This window comes from Geopseudomonas aromaticivorans (assembly GCF_019097855.1).
Lineage (GTDB): Bacteria > Pseudomonadota > Gammaproteobacteria > Pseudomonadales > Pseudomonadaceae > Geopseudomonas > Geopseudomonas aromaticivorans.
This window is the reverse complement of record NZ_JAHRGL010000022.1, coordinates 15,475-38,710: the sequence shown is the minus strand read 5'-3', so window position 1 is coordinate 38,710 and position 23,236 is coordinate 15,475. Positions and strand designations below refer to the sequence as shown.

Below are 23,236 nucleotides of genomic sequence, written 5' to 3'. Positions count from 1 at the left end.
GCGGTGGCAGGGAGCGTCGAGCCGGGCGTCGTCGCCGCACCCAGGTGGCGGCGACGATGCTGCCGGCCGGTTCAGGCGGCTGAACCGTGGCCGTTGCTGTCCGCCTGGGCGGCCTCGGCCGGCGCGAACTTGGAGAGGATGTGCGCCTGCATGCCGCGCGCCAGCTCCTCCTCGTCGAAGAACACCGTGCCGAGGTTGTCGCTGCGGAAGATCTCCACCGCCGCGGCGCTGTGGGTGCGGATCGCCACCTCGATGGCCGGGTTCAGCGTGCGGGCGATTTCCACCATGCGCTGCACATGCAGCGGGTCGGGGGTGGCGATCACCAGCATGGCGGCGGTGGCGATGTGCGCCTGGATCAGGGTCGCCGGGTCGATGGAGTCGCCACTCACCGCGGCGATGCCCTCGTGGCGCAACTGCTCGACGCGCTCGCGGTTCTGCTCGACCACCACGAAGGGAATCTGCCGCTCGGCCAGCGCACCGCTGATGCGCCGGCCGACGCGGCCGTAGCCGACCACCACCACCTGGCCGGCCAGGTAGTGCTGCGCGGTGCTGGTCGGCAGCACCGCCAGCGGGTCCTCGCGGTGCTCGAGGTGGCGGGCGACGGACGAACGACGCAGCGCCAGCTCCTTCAGCGGCTTCACCGCAGCGAACACGAAGGGGTTGAGGGCGATGGAGATCAGCGCGCCGGCCAGCACCAGACTGAGGCCTTCCTGCGGCAGCAGGCCGAGCGACAGGCCGAGGCCGGCGAGGATGAAGGAGAACTCGCCGATCTGCGCCAGGCTGGCGCCGACGGTCAGCGCGGTGTTCAGCGGGTAGCGGAACAGCAGCACCAGCGCCATCGCCGCCAGGGTCTTGCCGACCACGATGATGGCGACCACCGCCAGCACGTGCAGCGGCTCCTCGACCAGCACCTTGGGCTCGAACAGCATGCCGACCGAGACGAAGAACAGCACGGCGAAGGCGTCGCGCAGCGGCAGCGACTCCTCGGCGGCGCGGTGGCTGAGGTCGGACTCGCGCATCACCATGCCGGCGAAGAACGCGCCGAGGGCGAAGGACACGCTGAACAGCGCCGCGGCGCCGTAGGCGATGCCGATGGCCACGGCGATCACCGCCAGGGTGAACAGCTCGCGCGAGCCGGTGCGCGCCACTTGCAGCAGCAGCCAGGGCAGCACGCGGCGCCCGGCCACCAGCATCAGCGCGATGAAGGCGCCGACCTGCAGCAGGGTCTGGCCGATGGTCAGCCACAGCGGCCCGCTGGTCTGGTCGGCGGACGGCGTATCGCCGAGCACGCCGGCCAGCGGCGGCAGCAGGACCAGCAGCAGCACGGTGGCCAGATCCTCGACCACCAGCCAGCCGACGGCGATGCGCCCGTTCATCGAATCGAGGATGCCGCGTGCCTCCAGCGCCTTGAGCAGCACCACGGTGCTGGCGCAGGACAGCGACAGGCCGAAGACGAGGGCGGCACCCGTGCTCCAGCCCCACCAGGTGGCGACCCCCATGCCCAGCAGGGTGGCCACGGTCATCTGCACCACGGCGCCGGGCAGGGCGATCTTCTTCACCGCCAGCAGGTCGTCGAGGGAGAAGTGCAGACCGACGCCGAACATCAGCAGCATCACGCCGATCTCCGACAGCTGGGCGGCCAGCTCGACGTCGGCGACGAAGCCCGGCGTGGCCGGGCCGATGAGGATGCCGGCGAACAGGTAGCCCACCAGCGCCGGCAGTTTCAGCTTCTCGGCGAGGAAGCCGAAGATCAGCGCCAGGCCGAAGCCTCCGGCCAGGGTGGTGATCAGGGGTATGTTGTGTTCCATCCGCGCTCCTTCGACGCTGTGGCCTCCCGGCCAGAATTGAATGTCGGCAGGGTTACAGGATCGCGGCAGGATGGCCGAGGGTCGAGCGGAAATTGCCGGAAATTGGTACAGGATGTTAGGCGGGCGGAGGCTGTATGCAGAATGGTGGCCCCGCGCCGGGCAAGGGCTGCGGGCGGGGCGGCGGTGTTGCGGGCGGGGGCGTTTGTCGGCTTGGCGACAGGGCGCTCAGGCGCCTTCCAGCCAGACCTCGTCGATCCACTGCCACACCGAGTCCCACTGCTGGTCCTCGTTGATCTCGCCGTCTTCCCACAGCAGCACCTGGCCCTCCGGGTCGACCGCGTAGTAGCGCCCGCGGTCCTCGCACAGCGGCACCAGGTAGCGCGGCAGGCCTTCGTGCCAGGCGCGGGCGGTCACGTCGGGCAGGTAGGTGTGCGAGTGCGGGTCGCTGGCGGTCACCGGCTCCAGGTGGCCGTAGACTACGTCGCTGGCCTTGAGCAGGTACTCGCGCAGCTCGAAGGGCAGGTGGATGAGGATCTGCTCCTGGATCTCCACCAGCGTGTCCTCGTCCGGCAGCTCCAGCGGTACCGGCACCGGCTCGTTCAGCTCGCGCAGTCGGTCGATCACTTCTTCCACGGCAACAGCCCTCTTGTTGGAATCGGGGGAATGGCAAATTGGGGTGCTTTATAGCGCAACGGCGGGCCGCTCGCGACCGGCCGAAACGACAAGACCCGGGCGAGGCCCGGGTCTTGTCTGCACTGCGCTGCGGATCAGCCGTTCTGGCGGATGCCGGCGATCAGCCAGGGCTGGTTGTCGCCGTCGGCACGCTCCATGCGCCAGCTTTCGCTGAAGGCTTCGCCCTGGTCGAAACGCGAGCTCTTGGATATGCCGGCGAAGGTCAGGGTGGCGATGGTCTTGCCGCCCTGCGGTTCGATGCCGTCCAGCTGCACCTGCAGGTTGTCGACGTAGGTGGACTGGAAGCCGTCGCCCAGGCTGGCGCGCTCCTGCTTGAGGAACTCGAGCATCTGCGGGGTGACGAACTCGGCGATCTTGTCCATCTCCGCGGCGTCCCAGTGCTGCTGCAGGTTCATGAAGTGCTCGCGGGCGATGCCGACGAAGCGCTGCTCGTCGAACCAGGCCGGGGCCTGGAAGGTGCGCGCCGGCTGCGCGGCGCCGCCACCGAACACGGTGTTGGCGGCCGGCGCGTACTGCGGCTGGGCCGGTGCCTGGTAGGCCTGGGCGTTGCCCATGCCGGCGTAGGCCGGGGTGGCGCCCTGGGCCTGCAGCTTGCGGCGGGCGAAGGCGCGGAAGGCCATGAAGGCGAGCAGGACCAGGCCGCCGATCATCAGGAAGTCGAGCAGCTGGAAGCCTTCGAAGCCGTCACCCATGAACATCGAGGCGAGCAGGCCACCGGCGGCGATGCCGGCCAGCGGGCCGAGCCAGCGCGAGGCGCCGCTGGGCTTGGCCATGGCACCGGCGGCAGCGCCGGCGGTCGGTGCGCTGGGCACCGGGGCGGCCTGCTGGGTCTGGCGCTGCTGGGTCTGGTGCGTCGGGGTGGAGCCGAACGACTTGCCGCCGCCGAAGCGCTTGGCGGCGAAGGCGTCGATGCTGAGAGTCAGGCTGAGGCACAGGGCCATGGCCAGGCTGAGAAAACGTTGCATGGGAGAGTGCTCTCGATGAAGGTTCACGCGCGCCATCTTTGCCCAGTGGCGGGCAGGCGGCCAGTTGCAGATTGTATCGGACTGTTGCGCGAGGCGGGCGCGGCCGGGCTCAGCGTGCGTTGTACAGCTCCTTCTCGGCGACCTTGCTCATCTCGCCGGCCTGCTCGCGGAAGGCCTGCAGCGAGGCGCGGATGCGGCCGTTCAGCGCGTTCTGGCGGGCCAGCTGCTCGAGGACCTGCTCGGATTCGTGGTGCAGGGCCGCCAGCACCTGGTCGGGAAAGCGCTTGAGCACCACGCCCTGGCGGCGCAGCTCGGCCAGGGCGTGGGCGTTGTTGTAGGCGTATTCGTCGAGCATCAGCTGGGTCGAGCCGCGCGCGGCCTCCTCGACGATGGCCTTGAGGTCGGCCGGCAGCGCGTCCCACGCCTTACGGTTGATCAGCAGCTCGATGGCCGCCTGCGGCGCCTGCCAGCCGGGGTAGTAGTAGAAGCGCGCGAACTGGTGCAGGCCAGCGGCCAGGTCGTTGTAGGGGCCGCCGCCGTCGGTGGCGTCGATGGTGCCGTTGTACAGGGCGACCGGCACCTCGCTCTCGTCCAGGTTGACGGTGGTCGCGGCGAAGCGCTTGAGCACCTCGCCGCCGAGCCCCGGCATGCGCACCCGCAGGCCTTCGAAGTCCTGCAGGCTGTTGATCTCCTTGTTGAACCAGCCGCCCATGCGCATGCCGGTGTTGCCCACCAGCAGCGGCTTGATGCCGAACGGGGCGTAGGCCTCCTCCCACAGCGCCATGCCGCCGCCGTGCTGCAGCCAGGCGTGCATCTCCGTCGCGGACAGGCCGAAGGGGATGGCGGTGAAGAACGGCGCGGCGGCCGTCTTGCCCGACCAGAAGTAGGCGGCGCTGTGGCCGAGTTCGGCGCTGCCGCGCGACACCACGTCGAACACGCCCTGCGCCGGCACCCGCTCGCCGGCGGCCGAGACTTCGATGCTCAGCCGGCCGCCGCTCATGGCCTCGACCCGCTGGGCGAAGCTTACGGCGCCGCTGCCCAGGCCCGGATGGTCCTGCGGCCAGGCGGTGAGCATCGTCCAGGTGAAGCGCGGCTGCGGCGCGGGAGCCGGTTGGGCGGCGTCCTGCGGCGCGGCTGGCTCCGGCCGGCAGCCGGCCAGCCCCAAGGCGGCGAGCAGGGTGGTGGCAGCAGCGAACACTTGGCGACGATGCATCGACTGCTCTCCCTATCGCGCTGGGGCCGCAGGCGGCCGCGAGGGTGGTTCGGGCCGCGGTTGGCGCGCTACAGCGCTTCCAGCTTGGCGTAGGACAGCATCAGCCACTTGGTGCCTTCGCTGGCGAAGTTCACCTGCACCCGCGCCTGGGCGCCGGAGCCTTCGTAGTTGAGGATCACCCCTTCGCCAAACAGGCTGTGGCGAACCTGCTGGCCGAGGGCAAAGGCGGTTTCCGGCACGCTGGCGCCGGCGAACGGGCTGGCCACGCTGCGATTGCCGGTATACGGCCGGCTGACCGCGTTGGCCAGGCGCACCTCGTGGATCAGCCCCGGCGGGATCTCGCGGACGAAGCGCGACACCTTGTTGTAGGTCTCGCTGCCGTACAGGCGGCGGGTCTCGGCATAGGTCAGCACCAGGCGCTGCATGGCGCGGGTCAGGCCGACGTAGGCGAGGCGGCGCTCTTCCTCGAGGCGGCCGGGCTCCTCCATGCTCATCTTGTGGGGGAACAGGCCTTCCTCCATGCCGACCAGGAACACCAGCGGGAACTCCAGGCCCTTGGCGCTGTGCAGGGTCATCAGCTGCACGCTGTCCTCGTCGACGTCGGCCTGGGTGTCGCCGGCCTCCAGGGCGGCGTGGTCGATGAACGCGGCCAGCGGCGACAGCTCTTCCTCGGTGGTCTCGAACGCACGCGCGGCGCTGACCAGTTCCTCGAGGTTGTCGATGCGGGTCTGGCCCTTCTCGCCCTTTTCGGCGAGGTGGAAGGGAATCAGCCCGGACTGCTCGATCACCGTCTGGGTCTGCAGGTGCAGCGGCATGGCCTCGACGCGCAGGGCGAGGCTGTCGATCAGCTCGACGAAGGCGTTCAGCGCACTGGCGGCGCGGCCCGGCACCAGCTTGTTGCCGACCGCCTGGTGCAGCGCGCGCCACAGCGACAGGCTCTCGCTGCGGGCAATCTCGCGCAGCGTCTCCACGGTCTTCTCGCCGATGCCGCGCGGCGGCAGGTTGAGCACCCGCTCCAGCGCCGCGTCGTCCTCGCGCTCGCGCACCAGGCGCAGGTAGGCCATGGCGTTCTTGATCTCGGCGCGCTCGAAGAAGCGCTGGCCGCCGTAGATGCGGTAGGGCACCTTCTCGCGCAGCAGCGCCTCTTCCAGCACCCGCGACTGGGCGTTGGAGCGGTAGAGGATGGCGATCTCGCTGCGCTTGAGGCCGTCCTTGCGCACCGCATCCATGATGCTCTCGACCACGTAGCGCGCCTCGTCGTACTCGTTGAAGGCGGCGTACAGCGCCAGCGGATCGCCCTCGTGGCCCTCGGTCCACAGCTCCTTGCCCAGGCGCCCCTGGTTGTGGGCGATCAGCGCGTTGGCGGCCTTGAGGATGCGCGCGGTGGAGCGGTAGTTCTGCTCCAGGCGGATGGTCTGGGCGTCGGCGAAGTCGCGGCCGAACTGCTGGATGTTCTCGATCCGCGCGCCGCGCCAGCCGTAGATCGACTGGTCGTCGTCGCCGACCACCATCAGGCTGGCGCCGCCCTGGCCGAGCAGGCGCAGCCAGGCGTACTGCACGGCGTTGGTGTCCTGGAACTCGTCGACCAGGATGTGGCGGAAGCGCCGCTGGTAGTGCTCGAGCAGGCCGGGGTGGTCGCGCCACAGGTCCAGCGCGCGCAGCAGCAGCTCGGCGAAGTCGATCGCGCCGGCGCGCTTGCAGGCGGCCTCGTAGGCGCTGTAGATCTGCAGCATGGTGGCCAGGTAGTGGTCGCCGGCCGGCTGGATGTGCTGCGGGCGCAGGCCCTCGTCCTTCTGGCCGTTGATGAACCACTGCGCCTGGCGCGCCGGCCACTTGTTGTCGTCGAGGCCCAGCTCGCGGATCACCCGCTTGACCAGGCGCTGCTGGTCGTCGGAGTCGAGGATCTGGAAGTTCTCGGCGAGGCCGGCCTCCTGCCAGTGGGCGCGCAGCAGGCGGTGGGCGAGGCCGTGGAAGGTGCCCACCCACATGCCGGCCGGGCTGATGCCGAGCAGCTGCTCGATGCGCACGCGCATCTCGGCGGCGGCCTTGTTGGTGAAGGTCACCGAGAGGATCGAGTGGGCGCCGGCGCCCTCGACCTCGATCAGCCAGGCGATGCGATGCACCAGCACGCGGGTCTTGCCCGAGCCGGCGCCGGCCAGCACCAGCTGGCGGCCGAGCGGAGCGGCGACGGCCTGGCGTTGGGCATCGTTGAGAGTACTAAGCAGAAAGGATAGGTCTTCGCGCATCGCGGCATTCTAGCGGTCCGCGCCAAGACGCGGCAAACTCCGTGCGGCCGGGAGTACCGGCCCCGTATTAGTGCAGGGAGGCGACCACAGCATGTCTGGGACGACCATCAAAAAAGAACAACAAAAAAAGCAGCACACATGACCTTTCTGTTTTCGTCGGATGTCGCGCCGCCGGTGATCGAGCCGGATGCGGTGCGCCAGCACTATGCCGCGCAGATCGAGGCGGCGGTGACCCGCCAGCTGTACCGCGGCTCGCGCCTGCCCACCCTGCTGATGCTGCTGGGCAGCCTGAGCTGCGGCGGCCTGCTCTGGGGCGAGCGGGACCACGGCCTGCTGGCGGGCTTGCTGGCCTGGCTGAGCCTGCTGACCGGCCTGCGTCTGTGGCAGTGCGCGGCCTTCCTGCGGGCTCCGGCCGAGCGCCAGGCGGCGCCGATCTGGCGGCAGACCTTCCTGCTCGGCGCTGCCGCCTCGGGCATCACCCTGGCGCTGGTCGGCGTGCTGTTCGTCCCGCTGGCCGCACCGCTGCTGCAGGCGCTGATCTGCGGCCTGCTGGTGGCGGCGATCATCTCCGCCAGCGTGGTCTATGCCGCCAGCCTGCGCGCCTTTTTCGCCTTCGCCGTGCCCGGCCTGCTGCCGTTCAGCCTGTACCTGCTCGGTCACGACGCCGCCGCGCTGCAGGGCTGGGGCGTGTTCGGCCTGATCCTGCTGGCGGCGTTGCTGGTCAGCGCCTGGCAGATCAATCGCGGGGTGCGCAGCAACCTGCTGCAGCGGTTCCAGAACCAGTCGCTGCAGGATTTCCAGGAGCAGGCCCGGCGCGCCGCGGTCCGGCTGAACCGCGAGCTGGCCAGCGAGGTGCACCAGCGCCAGGCGGTCGAGGCGGAGCTGCGCGCCGCGCAGCGCGCCCTGGAGCAGCGGGTCAGCGAGGGCAGCCAGGCGCTCAGCGCCAGCGAGCGGGCGCGCCGGGAGGAAGAGGCGCAGCGCCTGTACCTGACCCATTACGATGCCCTGACCGGGCTGGCCAACCGCGGCCTGCTGCTCGAGCGCCTCGATGCCGTCGCCCGGCGCCGCGGCGCGCCGGGTCAGGAGCTGGCCATGCTGCACCTCGACCTGGACCGCTTCAACCGGGTCGGTGCCAGCCTCGGTCAGCACCTGGCCGACGCCATCCTCGTCGAGCTGGCGCAACGCCTGGTCCGCAGCGTGCCGCAGGCCGACACCATCGCGCGGATCGCGGTGGACGAGTTCGTCATCCTGCTCGACAGCAGTACCGGCGCCGACGAGCTGGAGTCTCTGGCGCGGCGCCTGCTGGCCGAGCTGCGCCAAGGGGTGACGGTCGACGGCCACGAAGTGGTGGTCAGCGCCTCGCTGGGCATCGCCCGGCTGTCCGCCGCTGCCGACGCCACCGCGCTGTTCGGCCAGGCGAGCGTCGCCATGCGCCACGCCAAGCAGCTGGGTGGCAACAACGTGCAGTTCTATCGCGACAGCCTGCAGGCCAGCAGCCGCGAACGCCTGCTGCTCGAGGCCCAGCTGGACAAGGCGCTCGACAAGGGCCAGCTGGAGGTGTTCTACCAGCCCAAGCTGACCCTCAGCTCGGATCGCCTGCTGGGTGTCGAGGCGCTGGTGCGCTGGCGCCACCCGCAGTTCGGCCTGGTGTCGCCGGCCAGCTTCATCGGCCTGGCCGAGGAAACCGGGCAGATCCGTGGCATCGGCGAGTTCGTCCTGCGCCAGGCCTGCGCCCAGGCACACGCCTGGCAGTCGGGCGGGCTGGCCGAGGTGCGCGTCTCGGTGAACATCGCCATGCAGCAGCTGCGCCAGGGCGACTTCGTCGCCCAGGTTGCCGCGGTACTGGCCGAGACCGGCCTGCCGGCCGCGCTGCTGGAGCTGGAGCTGACCGAGAGCCAGCTGTCGGACAACGTCGAGGATGTGGCGGAGGTGTTCCGCCAGCTGCGCGGGCTGGGCGTACGCCTGGCGATCGATGACTTCGGCACCGGCTATTCCTCGCTCGGCTACCTCAAGCACCTGCCGGTGGATGTGGTGAAGATCGACCAGACCTTCATCCGCGAGCTGGGCAGCAGCGAGACGGGCGGCGATGCGGCGATCACCCGGGCGATCATCGTCATGGCCCACAGTCTGGGGCTGGAGGTGGTGGCCGAGGGCGTCGAGGAGGTGGCGCAGCTGGACTTCCTGCGCGCCCACGGCTGCGACGAGATCCAGGGCTACCTGTTCAGCCGGCCGGTGGAGGCGCAGGCGATGACCGAGCTGTTGCGCGCGCGGGCGGCCTGAGGGCGGGGTTTGCGCCTGGATCTCAGGCTGTAAGGTGGGCAACTCGCGTAGCGATTGCCCACCACCAGGTGTCTGGCCGTGGCGCGGAGGGCAGGTAGAAAACCGCTGCGCGGGTTTTCTACCCTACGGCTCCACAGGTGCGCCAGGTTGCGGTGACAACGCCCTCAGCCGCGGGTGCTGCTGCCGTCCAAGTGGCGCATCAGCAGCGCCAGGTTGAGGTCGACCTCGGCCGGCACCGGCAGGTAGACGATGTGGCCGTCGCCCGGCGCCACCTCGGTGGCCTCGCCCTTCTTGTTGAGCAGCTGCTCGAGGCGGAAGTTGAGGTTGCCCTGCGGGGTCATCAGCTCGAGCAGGTCGCCGACCTGGAAGCGGTTCTTCACCGCCACCTCGGCCAGGCCGTCCTTGCGCACGCCGGTGAACTCGCCGACGAACTGCTGGCGCTCGGACAGCGAGTAGCCGTGCTGGTAGTTCTGGTACTCGTCATGGACGTGGCGGCGCAGGAAGCCCTCGGTGTAGCCGCGGTGGGCCAGCGATTCGAGGGTGTCCATCAGCGACATGTCGAACGGCCGCCCGGCCACCGCGTCGTCGATCGCCTTGCGGTACACCTGCGCGGTGCGCGCCACGTAGTAGTGGCTCTTGGTGCGGCCCTCGATCTTCAGCGAGTGCACGCCCATCTTGGTCAGGCGCTCGACGTGCTGCACGGCGCGCAGGTCCTTGGAGTTCATGATGTAGGTGCCGTGCTCGTCCTCGAACGCCTCCATGTACTCGCCGGGACGGTTGCTCTCTTCCAGCAGCATCACCTGGTCGGTGGGCGCGCCGGCACCCAGAGTCGGCTCCACCGCCGCATTGGGGTCGATCTGCATCACCGGGATCGGCTCGTGGACGTGGACCACGTTGCCCAGCTCGTCCTCCTTGCCCTCGTGCACCTTGTACTCCCAGCGGCAGGCGTTGGTGCAGGAGCCCTGGTTGGGGTCGCGCTTGTTGAGGTAGCCGGACAGCAGGCAGCGCCCGGAGTAGGCCATGCACAGCGCGCCGTGGACAAACACCTCCAGCTCGATGCTCGGCACCTGCTCGCGGATCTCGCCGATCTCCTCCAGCGACAGTTCGCGGGAGAGGATGATGCGGCTGACGCCGATGCGCCGCCAGAACTCCACCGACGCCCAGTTCACCGCGTTGGCCTGCACCGACAGGTGGATGACCTGCTGCGGGAAGTGGTCGCGCACCAGCATGATCAGCCCCGGGTCGGACATGATCAGCGCATCCGGGCCCATAGCCACCACCGGCTCGAGATCCTTGATGAAGGTCTTCAGCTTGGCGTTGTGCGGCGCGATGTTGACCACCACGTAGAACTTCTTGCCCTGCGCATGGGCTTCGTCGATGCCCAGCTTGAGGTTGGCGTGGTCGAACTCGTTGTTGCGCACCCGCAGGCTGTAGCGCGGCTGCCCGGCGTACACCGCGTCGGCGCCGTAGGCGAAGGCATAGCGCATGCTTTTCAGCGTGCCGGCGGGAGAGAGCAGTTCGGGACGGAAGGCGGTGGTCATGGCGCGGCGACTCGCAAGGCGTACACAAAGCGCGGGATTTTACTGCGCTTTGCCGAGGAATGCGCGACTGCTGGCCGGGTGGCATGGCGCCGCGCCAGCCTTGCCTTGGCGCAGTCCGGCGCATAGAGTCCCGCCCCCTTGATCGCCTACAGGGAACGCGTGGATGAGCAACTCGGCTGCAAAGAAGCTGCTGGCACTGGTTTCGCTGCTGGTTTCGGCCCTGCTCGCCATCGTCTTCAGCGATATCCGCCCCCCCGCCACCTTCCAGGAGGCCAAGCAGCTCGCCTGGGAAGTCCATGCCGACAACCCGCGCACCTTCTACTGCGGCTGCCGCTACCAGGGCAATCGGGTCGATCTGGCCAGCTGCGGCTATCAACCGCGCAAGAACCGCCAGCGCGCCAGCCGGGTCGAGTGGGAGCATGTGGTGCCGGCCTGGGTGATCGGCCACCAGCGCCAGTGCTGGAAGCAGGGCGGGCGCGACAATTGCAGCGCCAACGACCCGCTGTTCGCCCGCGCCGAGGCCGACCTGCACAACCTGATGCCGGCGATCGGCGAGGTCAACGGCGACCGCAGCAACTATGCGTTCGCCATGCTCAACGCCAAGCCCCACCAGTACGGCCAGTGCCAGGTGGTGGTCGACTTCGCGGCGCGCAAGGTCATGCCGCGCGAGGAGATCCGCGGCGTCATCGCGCGCACCTACCTGTACATGCACGAGCGCTACCAGCTGCGCATGTCCCGGCAGGACCAGCAGCTGTATGGCGCCTGGGATCGCATGTACCCGGTCACCGAGCAGGAGCGCCGGCGCAACCAGGCCATCGCCTGCCAGATGGGCTGGGGCAATCCGCACGTCGGCGCGGTCGACCTGCGGCAGTGCGGTATCGGCAGCCAGTTGCGCGGGGCGGTCACCGCTGCCCTGGGCAGGGCCAAGGGCCTGCCGCTGGAGCAGATGGGCGAGGTCGTGCTGGGGCTGTTCAGGCGCTGAGCCGCTGCTCGATCACTCGCGTGGCAAGGGCTTCGCTGCGCAGAAACGGCGGGTGACGGGTCAGGAGTTACAGGCGGTGACGAGCGGGGCGGATGGCCACGGCCATCCAGAGTCTCCCCGCCGGGCGGCGGGGAGTCGGGAAGACGGGCCGTCAGGCGGCGTCGGTTTCCTTGAGGATCACATAGAGCTGGTCTTTCAGATTCAGCTTCTCCTTCTTCAGGTTCTCGATTTCCTCATCGGTGGCCAGCTCGATGCGGGCCTCCAGGTTCTTGATGCGCTGGTCCAGCTCGTTGTGCTCGTCGAACAGGCGGGTGAAATGCGTGTTCTCGGTTTTCAGGCGGGAAATCAGGTCGCGGTATTCGGGAAACATGGATAACTCCTGGTCATGGGGACTGCAATGTGGCGGACCGCACGTTCGCGGCGGCACCGGGAAAACAGTGACTTGCGTCTTGATTTCAGTCTGGCACCGCGCGGCTCGGGGCAGTATTGACCGGGGTCATGTCGCCCTCATGAAGCGGCGCGCCGCCCCTCCAGCCAGCCGCATGGCCAGGCTCAGAGCTCGGGCCAGCCCACACCTGACGGCCAGCTGTCCCGCGCCTGCCCGGCAAACGGCAGCCAGTCGGCCGGATGGCCCAGCGGCGGCTGGCCGTTGGCGGCGAACACCGCGCTCCAGCGCTCCTCGCCGCAGGCCACGTAGAACACTTCGGTCAGGTTCTGATACTCGCGCTGCGCGGAATCACCGATGGCCAGGTGGCCCTGCTCGCTGCGCCGCACGTCGTGGGCCGCCTCCCGCAGCTCCCCGGCCAGGTCCACGCAGCGGGTGAAGTCGCGGTCGTCCATGCCGACCCAGGGCGACTCGCGGAGCTGCCACCACGCCACGCCCTTGATCGCCAGGGCGGCCAGGAACAGCGTCAGCACGCAGGCCAGCAGCATCCCGGCGACCGCCAGCATCGCGCCGACCTGCAGCAGCATGAGCTGGTCGCGCTGGTGCAGCTTGGACAGGTCGCCGAGCCAGGCGAAGGGGGATTTCGGGGGGTGGGCAGGCATCGGCTTCGTCCTTGATGCTGGTTCTGGCGGGCTATGGCGAAACGGAGATTGGTCACCCACCTTCCCGAACGCCTGTTTCGACTGTCTAGCAAATACTGCAAGGTTTTCAATAAGTTCAGAAAGGTGAGCTTGTGGCCAAAGCGGACACCCCTGCTCTTACCCGCTTCCTAGCCTGATGAAATACGCGATTACACCAAACGGCAGAAACAACCAAAGAGTCGTCGCAGTCAATCCGAAGGCAACTTCGACCCAGTACCCCAGCTCTTCTTTTTTTGTCCTTGGGTAAAGTTCCATATCCGCCACATCCCGATAAGTCAGGCCAGGGGAGTAACCCTGAGGGATGTATTTTGTCAGCGAACTCCTCATCAGAAATATAACTATCAGGATGGATAGATTCGCCATTGCCCAGCCGCTGAGCGAGGAAAAATCATGAAAAACGCGCGTCACGCCCGGGACACTGTCAATGACTGTGCGCCAGGGCCTCGAAATCGTCGGCAGAAGCACAACAATGAGCCCGACAAGTGCAAAGAAAGCTTGCAATCGAGATGACCATTTGGCGAGCAACATCGCGGCCGCTTCGTGTGATTTACGACGGGAAAGCACCGCCGGATCGGCCGGAATAGTCGGCTCCGGTATTCCATGGAATTTTCTTAACTGCTCCTTGCTCAGCGCCATAAAGTCTGCCTTATCAAACTCATGCATCCGACTTGCTGCCCGATATGCCGACCACTTCGCGCTCGGACTCTCAAAGTTGTTTCTCACGTCCACCCATAGCGCAACAGATGAAAGAAGATCGGCGCCGCGAAACACACCGAATCCAGCCGATCCAGCATGCCGCCGTGGCCCTCGATCATGTGCCCCCAGTCCTTCACGCCGCGGTCGCGCTTGATGGCGGACATCACCAGGCCGCCGAAGAAGCCGAGCAGGGTGACCACCAAGGCGATCAGCGCGGCCTGCCAGACGCTGAACGGGGTGATCCAGAACAGGCTGGCGCCGACCAGGGTGGCCAGCGCCACGCCGCCGGCGAAGCCTTCCACGGTCTTCGACGGCGACAGCTGCGGGGCGATCTTGCGCTTGCCCAGCAGCTTGCCGCAGACGTACTGCAGCACGTCGCTGATCTGCACCACCAGCACCAGCCAGGCGATCAGCAGCAGGTTGCGCCCCTCAAAGCCGGGGATGTCTAGGGTCAGCAGCGCCGGCACGTGGGAGATGCAGAACACCGCGATCATCATCCCCCACTGCACCTTGGCCGCCCGTTCGAGGAAGCCGGTGGTGTCGCCACTCAGCGAGGCGAGGATCGGCAGCAGCAGGAACACATAGACCGGGATGAAGATCGAGAACAGCCCGTACCAGTCGGAGGCGATCAGCAGGTACTGCACCGGCAGCACGCAGTAGAACGCGGCGACCAGCGCCGGGTAGTCGCCGCCGCGGGTCGGCGTCAGGGTGATGAATTCGCGCAGGGCGAAGAAGGAGATGGCGGCGAACAGCCCGATCACCGCGCCGTGGCCGAGCCAGAAGGCGCCGCCGAGCACGCCGACCATCACCCACCAGGCGTTGATCCGCGCGTTGAGGTTGTCGATCACCGGGCTGGCGGCGCCGCGGCTGCGCCACTTGAGGATGCCGCCGATCAGCGAGGCCAGCGCCAGCAGGGCGCCGATGCCGGCGAACAGGAAAAGGGTGTCACGGTCCATGTCAGTCGGCCTCCGCCGCCAGTTCGAGCAGGGCGTCGCGGGCGCGGGCGAGGAAGGCTTCCTTGCTCTCGCCGGCGTCGAGGGTCAGCGGCGTGCCGAAGCTCACCGTGCACAGCAGCGGTAGCGGCAGCACGCGGCCCTTGGGCATCACCCGGTTGAGGTTGGCGATCCACACCGGCACCAGCTCGACCTGCGGACAGGCCTGGGCCAGACGATAGATCCCGCTCTTGAACGGCAGCAGGCCGTCGGCGAGGTTGCGGGTGCCCTCGGGGAACAGGATCAGCGAGTCGCCGCCATGCAGGGCATCGAGCAGCGGCTGCAGCGGGTTGGCGGCGGAGCTGCGCTCGCGGTCGACCAGCACGCCGTGGAACACCTGATGGATGAGGAAGCGCCGCACGGCGTCGCGCTGCCAGTAGTCGGCGCCGGCCACCGGGCGGGTGCGCGGGCGCAGCGCCGGCGGCAGCGACGACCAGAGCAGCACGAAGTCGGCGTGGCTGCTGTGGTTGGCGAAGTAGATGCGCTGCTTCTTGTCCGGCGCACAGCCACGCCACAGGCTGCGCGCGCCGGTGAGCAGGCGGGCGAAGCCGATGATCAACCGGGCCAGCAGGCGCTGTGCCAGGCTGCCGTTGGGTCGCGGCGGCGGCGCGGCTGGCGGCAGGTCTTCTCCGCAGGGCGGGATCGCGGTGTCGTTCATCGTCGTGCTCCTTGCTGCGATGTCAGGTTGCCGCTGGGTTGTGGCGGCGGTGTGTCAGGCCGGCGGTTGCTGGCGCGCCACCTCGGCGATGCCCTGGCGCACGCGGTTGGCCAGGGTCCAGACCAGCAGCGCGGCGATCAGCATCAGCAGGCCATCGAGCCAGGCCTCGGGCAGCAGCCCGGTGGCCACGCCGGCGCCGAGCAGGCCGAAGACGAAGGCGCGGTCGCTCTTGCCCATCGGGCCGTCGTAGCGGCGCGCGGCGCCGACCAGCGGGCCCATCACCCCGGCGTATTCGACGAATACCGCCAGCAGGGTCACCAGCACTACCCACAGCGTCGACACCTCCGGCAGCACGGCGAAGGGCAGCAGCAGCGCGCTGTCGGCGATCACGTCGCACAGCTCGTTGAGGTAGGCGCCGAGCACGGACTGCTGGGCGAACTCGCGGGCGAGCATGCCGTCGATGGCGTTGAGGGCCATGCGCAGCAGCATCCACAGCGGGATCAGGGCGAACAGCCAGAGGTGGCCGGCGAAGGCGGCGACCAGCGCGCCGAGCAGCACCGAGACGGCGGCGGCGGCGAGGGTCACCTGGTTGGCGGTGACGCCGCGCGCGTGCAGGCGCTGCACCAGCGGGCGCAGCAGGTTCTGGAAGCGGGGCTTGAGCTGGTAGATCGAGGGCATGGCGGGTTCCGTTGCCGTGGGCGTCCTTGAGAATGGGGCCACGATAGCCGGCCTTCCGGGGCGGCGTCCACGGGGCGTGGTCGCCGCCGGCGAGCTCAGGCGTGGTCGATCACCAGCACGTCGCCGCGGGCCTGGGTGAGGATGTGCTTGGTCACGCTGCCCAGCAGCAGCTCCTCGAGCATGCCCAGGCCGCGCTTGCCGATGACGATCAGCTCGCAGCCCTGCAGCTGCTCCTGGTCGAGAATGTGCACGCTGGCCTCGCCATGCACCACGATCTGCTGCACCGCCTCGTCCTGCAGGCCGGCAGCGGCGATCAGCTCGGCCATCTGTGCGGTCGCTTCGCGGCGGGCGTTGGCGTGCAGGCTGGCCAGCGCCTCCTCGTTGACGCCGGAGTGGCGCAGCAGGCCCTCGAACGGCACCTCGAAGGCATGCAGCAGGGTGATCTCGGCCCGCGGTGCCAGCTCCAGGGTCATGCGAATGGCCTTGAGCGAGCGTGGCGAGAAGTCGACCGGGATCAGCACCCGGCGATAGCCGTGGCGGGCGCCCCGGCGCACCACCAGCAGCGGGCGGCGAGTCTTGCGCAGGACGCGCTCGGTGGTCGAGCCGATCATCAGGTCGCGCACCAGGCTGGCGCCGTGCGCGCCGAGTACCAGCAGGTCGGCATCCAGTGCATCGGCGTGACTGGCGATGTCCGCCAGCACCGAGCCGGCACTCAGGTGGATGTCCGCCGAGGCGACATGCGGCGCGCACAGTTCGGCGGCGAGCGCGTGGACCTCGTCGCGCGCCTCGTCGAGCAGGCGCTGCTGCAGGTCGTCGGGCTGGTCCGCGAACAGCTGGCGCAGGGCATCCAGCGCACCGCTGCTGACCACATGCTGCAGGGTCAGGCGGGCGCCGGTGTGCTGGGCGATCGACGCGGCGCGGACCACGGCGTTGCGCGCCGGCCCGGAGAGGTCGGTGGCGGCGAGTACGGTGCGGATCGGGGTCATCGGGCGGTCTCCTTGTTGCCACGTAGCTGTGGCGACCATAGCACGGAGACGCGCCGGGGCGCGGCGAGCGGGGCAGGCTGCCGGGCGCGGGCGCCCGGCAGTGGGGTGCGGATCAGGCCGCGGCGATCACGTCGCCGTGGTTCTCCGGCTCGATCAGCGCGCGGTGCAGGGCGGCCACGGCGGCGGCGTAGTCCTCCTCGTTGACCACGCACTGCATCTCCACCTGGCGCAGCGACTGGTGGATGGCCTGCACGCTGATGTTGGCTTCGGCCAGGGCGGTCACGGTGCGGGCGAGGATGCCCTTGACCTTGAGGTTGGAGCCGATCGCCGAGACCACGGCGACGTTGTGCAGGGTCACCTCGGCGGCCGGGTAGTGCTCCTCGATCAGCTTGGCGGCGCGGTTGATCAGCTTGCGCGAGCCGGTGACGTAGTAGGTGATGCTGTTGGCGTCGGAGTCCTTGTTGACCACGTACAGCTTGAGCTGCTTGAGCAGCTTGCTGATCTCGATGTCGTAGCCGAGGTCGCCGAGCATTTCCTGGTCGAACACCGCGATGCCGATGACGTCCTTGCGACCGGCGATGATCTCCACGCAGGGCTTGGCGCTGCAGTAGTCCTGGCTGATCAGGGTGCCGCCGTGCTCGGGCTCGAAGGCGTTCTTGATGCGCAGCTGGATGCCGGCGCGGCGCAGGGTGCGCGCGGCGCGCGGGTGGATCGCTTCCATGCCGAGGTTGGACAGCTGGTCGGCGACGTCGTAGTTGGTGCGGCCGATGGTCACCACCTTGTCGACGCCGACCAGGTTGGGATCGGCGCTGCTGAGGTGGAATTCCTTGTGGATGATCGCCTCGTGGGCGTGGGTGGTGGCGGCGATCTGCGCGAAGGTGATCTCGCTGTAGCCGCGGTCGAAGGTGTTCATCAGGCCTTCGGCACAGTGCGCGTAGCCGGTGGCGATGACCAGCTCGTGGCTGAGGTCGATGCCCTCGAAGCTCTGGCGGATCATTTCCTCGAACGGCAGCGGCGCGTCCTGCTGCCAGCCGCTGAGGTCGACCAGACGAGCGTTGATGCCGCGCTGCTGGAGCGCCAGCACGCTGTTGAAGGCGCTGTGCGCCTCGCCCAGCGAGGCGAGCATCTCGCGCACCTTCATCAGGTTCTCGCTGAGCTGGAAGTGGCCGTAGGCGCACAGGCGCTGCAGGCTGTCCATGCAGTCGCGGGAGTCGTTGATGCGCTCGTTGACGAACTGGTCGGCGGTCGCCAGCTCGGCAGTGCCGGTGAACAGCTCGGCGTTCTTCTCCAGCATGCGCTGGCGCACGGTTTCCAGCGCGGCGCGCCAGGCTTCCTCGTTGTGCGCCTCGGCAAAGCGCTGGTAGACGCCCGGCTCGCCGGTCTTCTTGTGCTCGAGCAGCAGGTTGGTCATGCCGCTGTAGGCCGAGACGACGAAGACCCGCTGGTACAGGGCGTCGCCCTTGCGGGTGCCGATGAAGATGTTGTCGAGCAGTTCGTCGAAGCGGCTCATGGAGGTGCCGCCGATCTTTTCTACGGTATGCATGGGCTTTCAGTACTGGCGTCGTGGGCGAGACGGCTGCGGACCGGCGCAACGCTCGCGGGAATGAATAAGGATTGTGCGGCGAAGAGTATCACGGCGCCGCCGCTGCGAGCCCGGCGGGCGCGACCTGCGGCACTCAATCGTGCCAGCGCCGGCCCTGCAGCTCCAGCAGGCTGTGCGCCTGTTCCGGGCCGGTCGAGCCGGCCGGGTAGGGGCGCGGCTTCTGGTAGCACTCGCGCCAGCCGTCGAGGATCGGGTTGACCCAGCGCCAGGCGGCTTCCACCTCGTCCTTGCGCATGAACAGGGTCGGATCGCCCTCGATCACGTCGAGCAGCAGGCGCTCGTAGGCCTCCCAGCGGCGCTGGCGGGAGAAGGCGGTGGCCAGGTTGAGGTCGAGTTCCACCGGCTCCAGGGTCATGCCCTTGCCCGGGGTCTTGGCCAGCAGCTGCAGGCTGATGCGCTCCTCCGGCTGCAGGCGGATCAGCAGGCGGTTGGCGTGCTCGGCGGCGCCGGGGAACAGGCGGTGCGGCACCGGCTTGAACTGGATGACGATCTCCGAGCACTTGCGCTGCAGGCGCTTGCCGGTGCGCAGGTAGAAGGGCACGCCGGCCCAGCGCCAGTTGTCGACCTCCACCTGCAGGGCGACGAAGGTCTCGGTATCGCTGTCGTTGTCGACGTTCTTCTCGAAGTAGTAGGCGGGGACTTCCTGGCCGCCGATGTGCCCGCTGGTGTACTGGCCGCGCACGGTCAGGTCGCGCACGTCGAGGCCGGCCAGCGGCTTGAGCGCCTGCAGCACCTTGACCTTCTCGTTGCGCACCGCCTCGGCGTCGAAGCGCACCGGCGCCTCCATGGCCACCAGGCAGAGCAGCTGCAGCAGGTGGTTCTGCAGCATGTCGCGCATGGCGCCGGCCTGGTCGTAGTAGCCGCCGCGGTTTTCCACGCCGAGGGTCTCGCAGACGCTGATCTGCACGTGGTCGATGTGCGCGCCGCGCCACACCGGCTCGAACAGGGCGTTGGCGAAGCGCAGCGCCATCAGGTTCTGCACCGTCTCCTTGCCCAGGTAGTGGTCGATGCGAAACACCTGCGACTCGTCGAACACCTTGCCGATCGCCTGGGTGATCGCCAGCGCCGAGGCCAGCGAGTGGCCGATGGGCTTCTCGAGGACGATGCGGGTGTTGGCGCCGGCCAGGCCGGCGATGGCCAGGTGCGCGGCGATGGGCGCGAACAGCTGCGGCGCGGTGGCCAGGTAGTAGATCCGCGCGCGGCTGCAGCCCTTGCCGAGATGCTGGGCCAGGCGGCCGAATTCGGCGCTCTGCGCGGCGTCCATGGCGAAGTAGTCGAGGCGCGCGGCAAAGCTGTGCCAGGTGTCGGCGGTGAAGTCGCCGCGGGCGACCTGCGCCCGGCAGTGGCGTTCGGCCAGCGCCCGGTAGCCGTCGCTGTCCAGCGGTTTGCGTGCCAGGGCGAGGATCCGCAGGTCGGCGGGCAGGCGCTGCTCGCGATGCAGGTGATAGAGTGCCGGCAGCAGCTTGTGCAGGGTCAGATCGCCGGTGCCGCCGAACACCAGCATGTCGCAGGGAAGAGCAGGAGAAGGGGACGGCACGGGGAATTCTCCGACGTAGATTGCCTGGGCGCTGGCGCATAACTTGTAGTATAACTACAAAGTTACTACATCCGGCTTTTGCCGATCATAACCGAGTCCGCGCCGTGAATCTGTTGCAACACATTGCTCAATCCCATGCCCTGCTGCGCAAGTCCGAGCTCAAGGTCGCCGAGTACGTGCTGAACGATCCGGCCGCCGTCATGCACAGCTCGATGGCCGACCTGGCCCACGGGGTGGGCGTCAGCGAGCCGACCATCGTGCGCTTCTGCCGCGCCATCGGCTGCAGCGGTTTCCAGGATCTCAAGCTCAAGCTGGCGCAGAGCCTGGCTGCCGGCGCCAGCTTCGGCCAGTTCGCCATCCACGAGGAAGACTCGCTGGCCGACTTCAGCCTGAAGATCTTCGACACCACCCTGCACACCCTGATGGAAGTGCGCGAGCACCTGAACATGCAGGCGCTGGAGCGCGCGGTGAATGCCGTCGCCAACGCCCCGCGCGTCGAGTTCTACGGCTTCGGTGCCTCCGGCGCGGTGGCCGCCGACGCCCAGCACAAGTTCTTCCGCCTGCTGCTGACCGCCGCGGCCTACTCCGACCCGCACATGCAGGCGATGTCGGCGGTGACCCTCAAGCCCGGCGACGTGGCCATCTGCATCTCGCAGTCCGGGCGCTCCAAGGACCTGCTGACCACCGCCAACCTGGTGCGCGAGAGCGGCGCCACGCTGATCACCCTGTGCCCGAGCCAGACCCCACTGGCCGACCTGGCCACGGTCAACCTGGCCATCGACGTGCAGGAAGACACCGAGATCTACACCCCGCTGACCTCGCGGATCGCCCACCTGGTGGTGATCGACGTGCTGGCGATGGGCGTGGCCATGGCCCGCGGCCCGGACCTGGTCAACCACCTGAAGAGCGTCAAGCGCAGCCTGCGCAGCCTGCGCCTGTCGCCGAAGACGGTGAAGCCGACCGACGACGACTGAGGTCTGCCGGCCGGCGTGTGCCGGTCAGTGGAACGGTTGCGGCAGGGGAGTGTCGGCTGTCGAGGGCGGCAGGAGCGGCAGCGCGAAGCTCGGCTGTTCGCCGGTCAGGGTCTTGAGGAAGGCGACGATCTTGCCGGTCTCGTCGGCGCTCAGCTGGCGACCGAGCTGCAGGCGCGCCATCACGTCCACCGCCTCCTCCAGCTTCCAGTAGGCGCCATCGTGGAAGTAGGGGTAGGTCAGCTCGACGTTGCGCAGGGTCGGCACCTTGAACTTGAAGCGGTCGACGTCCTTGCCGGTCAGCCCGGCAACGCCCTGGGCGGGGTTTTCGGTCTTGTAGGCTTCCACCTGGCCCATCTTCTGGAACGAGTTGCCGCCGACGGCCGGGCCGTTGTGGCAGGCCACGCAGCCCGTTTCCTTGAACAGCTGGTAGCCGTCCTGCTCGGTCTGGGTCAGCGCCTGCTGGTCGCCCTTCAGCCAGCGGTCGAAGCGCGAGTTGGGCGTGGCCAGGGTCTTCTCGAACGCGGCGATGGCGTCGGTGATCGCGTCGATGGTCACCTTGTCGGTCTTGTAGGCCTTCTGGATCGCCTCACGGTATTGCGGGATCGAGCTGACCACGGCCACCGCCTGCTGGTGGGAGAAGGCCATTTCCTTCGGGTTGGCGATCGGGCCGCCGGCCTGCTCCTTGAGGTCGTGGGCGCGGCCGTCCCAGAACTGGGCGATGTTCATTCGCGAGTTGAGCACGGTCGGCGAATTGATCGGCCCTTCCTGCCAGTTGTGGCCGATGGACGTTTGCAGGTTGTCGCTGCCGCCGCGGCTCAGGTTGTGGCAGGAGTTGCAGGAGATGATGCCGGACTTCGACAGGCGCGGGTCGAAGAACAGCTGCTTGCCCAGTTCGACCTTGGCGGGGTTGGCGACCTTGGCGGGGGGGATCGGCTGGATCGGCTCGTTGTTCGGCGCGGCAGCCCAAGCGTTGCAGCCCAGCAGCAGGCCGGCAGTCAGTACCAGTGAGTGGCGCATCGATGCTTTCCTCTCGTGTTGGGGTTGCCGACGGATGTCGGCACCAATGACGAATTGAGGGTAGTCAACGAACTGCGCCGAGGGCGACTGAAGTCCGCCGGCCGCTGTAGCCCGGTCAGTTGAACGGCTGCGGTCGCGACGTGTCGTTGCTCGACGGCGGCAGGATCGGTAGCGGGAAGCTGGGCTGCTCGCCGGTCAGGGTCTTGAGGAAGGCGGTGATCTTGCCGATCTCGTCCGGGCGCAGCTGGCGACCGAGCTGCAGGCGCGCCATCACGTCCACCGCTTCTTCCAGCTTCCAGTAGGCGCCGTCGTGGAAGTAGGGATAGGTCAGCTCGACGTTGCGCAGGGTCGGCACCTTGAACTTGAAGCGGTCGACGTCCTTGCCGGTCAGCCCGGCGACGCCCTCGGCCGGGTTGTCGGTCTTGTAGGGCGCCACCTGGCCCATCTTCTGGAACGAGTTGCCGCCGACGGCCGGGCCGTTGTGGCAGGCGGTGCAGCCGGTGTCCTTGAACAGGCGGTAGCCGTCCAGTTCGGTTGGGCTCAGCGCCTGCTGGTCGCCCTTCAGCCACCGGTCGAAGCGCGAGTTGGGGGTGACCAGGGTTTTCTCGAACGCGGCGATGGCGTCGGTGATGGCGGCGACGGTGATCGTGTCGTTTTTGTAGACCTTCCTGAACGCCTCGCGGTACTGCGGGATCGAGGCGACCACGGCCACTGCCTGTTCGTGGGAGAAGCCCATTTCCTTCGGGTTGGCGATCGGGCCGCCGGCCTGTTCCTGCAGATCCTTGGCGCGGCCGTCCCAGAACTGGGCGACGTTCATGCTCGAGTTGAGCACGGTCGGCGAGTTGATCGGGCCCTGCTGCCAGTTGTGGCCGACGGAGGTCGGCAGGTTGTCGCTGCCGCCCATGCTCAGGTTGTGGCAGGAGTTGCAGGAGATGACGCCGGACTTCGACAGGCGCGGGTCGAAGAACAGCTGCTTGCCCAGCTCGACCTTGGCGGCGTCGCTGACGGTGGCCGGCTCGATCGGCTGGATCGGTTCGTTGCCGGACCTCATGGCCCAGGCGTTGCCGGCCAGCAGCAGGCCGGCGGCGAGGATCAGGGATTGGTGCATCGGGGTGTTCTCCTCCGTTGAGTACAAGGCGGCCAGCGACTGCCGGCGCCTCCCAGTGCGGCGCAGGGTAGCGGCCCGGTCTGGCCCGGGCAAGCTCGCGGTTGTCGCAGGGAAGGCTCTATTCCGCGGGTTTTGCCCTGTCACGGCGGTGTCATTGGGTTGCCGTCAAGGCG

20 protein-coding genes are annotated in these 23,236 nt (G+C 68.4%); 3 read left to right on the top strand and 17 right to left on the bottom strand.

What is annotated here, in order from left to right; all coding sequences use genetic code 11:
* Window positions 1-71 precede the first annotated feature (71 nt).
* The 5 genes from KRX52_RS10545 to uvrD all read right to left on the bottom strand — a co-directional run bounded on the left by KRX52_RS10545 (window position 72) and on the right by uvrD (window position 6,925).
* Window positions 72-1,808 carry a cation:proton antiporter gene (locus KRX52_RS10545; protein ID WP_217681697.1) on the bottom strand — a complete coding sequence of 579 codons (1,737 nt, stop codon included), beginning with the start codon at window positions 1,806-1,808 and terminating at the stop codon, window positions 72-74.
* Window positions 1,809-2,033: 225 nt separating this feature from the next.
* The gene (locus KRX52_RS10540; protein WP_217681696.1) at window positions 2,034-2,441 is read right to left on the bottom strand and encodes an SMI1/KNR4 family protein; all 408 of its coding nucleotides are present in this window, start codon (window positions 2,439-2,441) and stop codon (window positions 2,034-2,036) included.
* A 134-nt stretch (window positions 2,442-2,575) separates the two neighbouring features.
* Window positions 2,576-3,466, bottom strand: a complete 891-nt coding sequence (locus tag KRX52_RS10535; RefSeq protein WP_217681695.1) for a Tim44 domain-containing protein — start codon at window positions 3,464-3,466, stop codon at window positions 2,576-2,578.
* Between the two features lie 109 nt (window positions 3,467-3,575).
* Complete coding sequence (locus KRX52_RS10530; protein WP_217681694.1) at window positions 3,576-4,679, bottom strand: TRAP transporter substrate-binding protein; 1,104 nt, start codon at window positions 4,677-4,679, stop codon at window positions 3,576-3,578.
* Window positions 4,680-4,747: 68 nt separating this feature from the next.
* The gene (uvrD, locus tag KRX52_RS10525; protein ID WP_217681693.1) at window positions 4,748-6,925 is read right to left on the bottom strand and encodes a DNA helicase II; all 2,178 of its coding nucleotides are present in this window, start codon (window positions 6,923-6,925) and stop codon (window positions 4,748-4,750) included.
* A 138-nt stretch (window positions 6,926-7,063) separates the two neighbouring features.
* Between uvrD and KRX52_RS10520 the strand changes: the two genes are divergently transcribed.
* On the top strand, window positions 7,064-9,205 hold the full coding sequence (locus tag KRX52_RS10520) for a putative bifunctional diguanylate cyclase/phosphodiesterase (protein ID WP_217681692.1): 2,142 nt from the start codon (window positions 7,064-7,066) through the stop codon (window positions 9,203-9,205).
* A gap of 164 nt (window positions 9,206-9,369) precedes the next feature.
* Here the strand turns inward: KRX52_RS10520 and trhP are convergent, their stop codons facing one another.
* Window positions 9,370-10,746 carry a prephenate-dependent tRNA uridine(34) hydroxylase TrhP gene (gene trhP / locus KRX52_RS10515; RefSeq protein WP_217681691.1) on the bottom strand — a complete coding sequence of 459 codons (1,377 nt, stop codon included), beginning with the start codon at window positions 10,744-10,746 and terminating at the stop codon, window positions 9,370-9,372.
* Window positions 10,747-10,909: 163 nt separating this feature from the next.
* On the opposite strand from trhP, the gene KRX52_RS10510 reads away from it, so the two are divergent.
* The gene (locus tag KRX52_RS10510) at window positions 10,910-11,728 is read left to right on the top strand and encodes an endonuclease (RefSeq protein ID WP_217681690.1); all 819 of its coding nucleotides are present in this window, start codon (window positions 10,910-10,912) and stop codon (window positions 11,726-11,728) included.
* 151 nt (window positions 11,729-11,879) lie between these two features.
* On the opposite strand, the gene KRX52_RS10505 is transcribed toward KRX52_RS10510, so the two are convergent.
* The 9 genes from KRX52_RS10505 to zwf all read right to left on the bottom strand — a co-directional run bounded on the left by KRX52_RS10505 (window position 11,880) and on the right by zwf (window position 19,931).
* Window positions 11,880-12,098 carry an HP1242/YdcH family protein gene (locus KRX52_RS10505; RefSeq protein ID WP_217681689.1) on the bottom strand — a complete coding sequence of 73 codons (219 nt, stop codon included), beginning with the start codon at window positions 12,096-12,098 and terminating at the stop codon, window positions 11,880-11,882.
* 182 nt (window positions 12,099-12,280) lie between these two features.
* Window positions 12,281-12,775: a hypothetical protein gene (locus KRX52_RS10500; protein ID WP_217681688.1), complete on the bottom strand. Its 495-nt coding sequence runs from the start codon at window positions 12,773-12,775 to the stop codon at window positions 12,281-12,283.
* Window positions 12,776-12,931: 156 nt separating this feature from the next.
* Window positions 12,932-13,477: a hypothetical protein gene (locus KRX52_RS10495; RefSeq protein ID WP_217681687.1), complete on the bottom strand. Its 546-nt coding sequence runs from the start codon at window positions 13,475-13,477 to the stop codon at window positions 12,932-12,934.
* A 56-nt stretch (window positions 13,478-13,533) separates the two neighbouring features.
* Window positions 13,534-14,466 carry a phosphatidate cytidylyltransferase gene (locus KRX52_RS10490; protein WP_217681686.1) on the bottom strand — a complete coding sequence of 311 codons (933 nt, stop codon included), beginning with the start codon at window positions 14,464-14,466 and terminating at the stop codon, window positions 13,534-13,536.
* 1 nt (window position 14,467) lies between these two features.
* Complete coding sequence (locus KRX52_RS10485) at window positions 14,468-15,160, bottom strand: lysophospholipid acyltransferase family protein (protein ID WP_437439698.1); 693 nt, start codon at window positions 15,158-15,160, stop codon at window positions 14,468-14,470.
* 54 nt (window positions 15,161-15,214) lie between these two features.
* Window positions 15,215-15,838, bottom strand: a complete 624-nt coding sequence (locus KRX52_RS10480) for a CDP-alcohol phosphatidyltransferase family protein (RefSeq protein ID WP_217681685.1) — start codon at window positions 15,836-15,838, stop codon at window positions 15,215-15,217.
* A gap of 95 nt (window positions 15,839-15,933) precedes the next feature.
* Window positions 15,934-16,824 carry a universal stress protein gene (locus tag KRX52_RS10475; protein ID WP_217681684.1) on the bottom strand — a complete coding sequence of 297 codons (891 nt, stop codon included), beginning with the start codon at window positions 16,822-16,824 and terminating at the stop codon, window positions 15,934-15,936.
* Window positions 16,825-16,936: 112 nt separating this feature from the next.
* Window positions 16,937-18,367 (bottom strand): aspartate kinase, encoded by a 1,431-nt coding sequence (locus KRX52_RS10470; protein ID WP_217681683.1) that lies wholly within the window; start codon window positions 18,365-18,367, stop codon window positions 16,937-16,939.
* A 133-nt stretch (window positions 18,368-18,500) separates the two neighbouring features.
* Window positions 18,501-19,931, bottom strand: a complete 1,431-nt coding sequence (gene zwf / locus KRX52_RS10465) for a glucose-6-phosphate dehydrogenase (protein WP_217681709.1) — start codon at window positions 19,929-19,931, stop codon at window positions 18,501-18,503.
* Window positions 19,932-20,068: 137 nt separating this feature from the next.
* Here zwf and hexR point away from each other — a divergent pair, with 137 nt between their 5' ends.
* A complete protein-coding gene (gene hexR, locus KRX52_RS10460; protein ID WP_217681682.1) occupies window positions 20,069-20,938 on the top strand; it encodes a transcriptional regulator HexR in 870 nt (289 codons plus the stop codon).
* Window positions 20,939-20,962: 24 nt separating this feature from the next.
* Here hexR and KRX52_RS10455 read toward each other — a convergent pair whose 3' ends face one another.
* Complete coding sequence (locus tag KRX52_RS10455; protein ID WP_217681681.1) at window positions 20,963-21,955, bottom strand: cytochrome-c peroxidase; 993 nt, start codon at window positions 21,953-21,955, stop codon at window positions 20,963-20,965.
* Between the two features lie 115 nt (window positions 21,956-22,070).
* Window positions 22,071-23,063 (bottom strand): cytochrome-c peroxidase, encoded by a 993-nt coding sequence (locus KRX52_RS10450; RefSeq protein ID WP_217681680.1) that lies wholly within the window; start codon window positions 23,061-23,063, stop codon window positions 22,071-22,073.
* Window positions 23,064-23,236 lie beyond the last annotated feature (173 nt).